Origin of the sequence: Streptomyces sp. BR123 (genome assembly GCF_013401435.1) — a bacterium.
Taxonomy (GTDB): Bacteria; Actinomycetota; Actinomycetes; order Streptomycetales; family Streptomycetaceae; genus Streptomyces.
The window spans coordinates 1-1525 of sequence record NZ_JACBGN010000586.1; the positions used below are offsets into that span (position 1 = coordinate 1).

The window sequence follows — 1525 nt, forward strand, 5'->3', positions numbered from 1 at the left end:
CCCCGGCGCACCCCCCCTTGGTCCCCCGTGTTCCGGGTGCCCGGCCGTCCCTCGTGTCCCCCGTGGGACGGCCGGGCACCCGGAAGCGCTCGGTTACGGACGCGGGCCGGACGCGTGGTTGTCCAGCGAGACGATCTCCTCGTCCGCGGCCGGCTTGGCGATGCCGGCGTGGCTGTCCATCGGAGTGATGTCGGCGTCCGCCGCTGCGGGGCCGTCGACCGGCTTGATCTCGATCCCCGACGCGTGGTTGTCGAGCGGGATGATGTCGCTCTCGTTCTGCAGGATGTTCTCGTTCGTCGTCATCGGATCTCCTGATGGATGGCTAGGGCCCGTTCGGCGATTCCCCCGCGGACCGCCGAACGGGCGGTCCTCCAGCAGACTCCCCGCGTTCCCGACGCGGTTGAGTCGATGCGTCCATGGTGGCGGAGGGCGATAAACGAACGATGAACGCCTCCGTTCAACTCCCGCCGGTGCGGGAGGGGCGCGATCACCGCCGAGGGGTCAGGCCGCGATCTCCGAGGCCAGCAGGGCCCGCACCTCGGCCAGTTCCGGCGACCCGAGCCCTTCGAAGACGGCTTCCGCATCCCGCCAGCACACCCGGGCCCGGTCGCGCTGCCCCAGCCGCTGCAGGGCCTTGCCCAGCACGGTCAGCACGGTGGCCCGGCGCCACTCGCCGCCGATCCCGCGCAGCGCGATGGCCTGCTCGGCGTGGGCGGCGGCCAGCGTCGGCCGGTGCGCGGCCAGGTGGGCCTCGGCCAGCCGGAAGTGGGTCACGCCCTCCCACAGGGGCTGCCGGTTGTCGTGGAAGAGGGACAGCGCCTCGGTCAGCTGCGTCTGGGCCTCGGCGAGCCGCCCGGCCTGGGTGAGGGCGATCCCGAGGGCGTAGCGGCCGTTGGCCAGGCGCAGGGTCAGGCCCATCCGGTCGTATATGGCGATGCCCTGCTCGGCCAGCTCGATCGCGCTGGCCAGCCGGCCCAGCTCCACGTGGATGCGGGAGAGGTTGCACAGGGCGCTGGCCTCGCCGATGTGGTTGCCGTCGGCGCGGAAGTTCTCGATGGCCTCCAGCAGGTAGCGCTCGCCGTCCGCGTAGCGGGCCTGGTAGAGGGCGATGATCCCCCGGTCGTTGGGCGCCCAGCAGCTGGGCAGCGGGTCGTCGGCCTCCCGGGCCAGGACCATGGCCTGCCGGGCCTCGTCGTCGGCCTCGGCGAACCGGCCGGCGACGAGGTGGACGTTGGTCAGGGCGGTGCGGGCGCGGCCTTCGGCGTGCGGGTCCTTCGCGGCGCGGGCCGCGTCGCGCAGGGCGGCGGCGGCGGACTCGTACTGCTTGGAGTTGGCACCGGACTCGGCGAGGTCCTTGGCCGCCCACAGCAGGTCAACGGCCCGGCGCAGCACGTCGGCGCGCCCGGTGGTGCGTACGGAGGACTGCCGGACGCAGGCGAGCAGCGGGTCGGCTTCGGCGTACAGCCAGTCCAGGGCGGCGCGGGGCTCGCCGAAGTGCAGGCCGGGGTGGTGGGTGGCGGCGAGG

General features: G+C 73.7%; 2 protein-coding genes. Both read right to left on the minus strand.

Translation table 11 applies throughout. The features are described from left to right. Positions 1-93: 93 nt before the first annotated feature. Positions 94-303 (minus strand): hypothetical protein, encoded by a 210-nt coding sequence (locus HYE82_RS36460; protein WP_179178508.1) that lies wholly within the window; start codon positions 301-303, stop codon positions 94-96. A gap of 198 nt (positions 304-501) precedes the next feature. Next, positions 502-1525, minus strand: a 1024-nt coding sequence (locus HYE82_RS36465; protein WP_179178509.1) for a tetratricopeptide repeat protein, incomplete at its 5' end; no start/stop codon positions are given.

Coding starts and splice junctions, on each gene's coding strand:
- HYE82_RS36460 (WP_179178508.1), bottom strand. CDS start 303: ATGACGACGAACGAGAACATCCTGCAGAACGAGAGCGACATCATCCCG.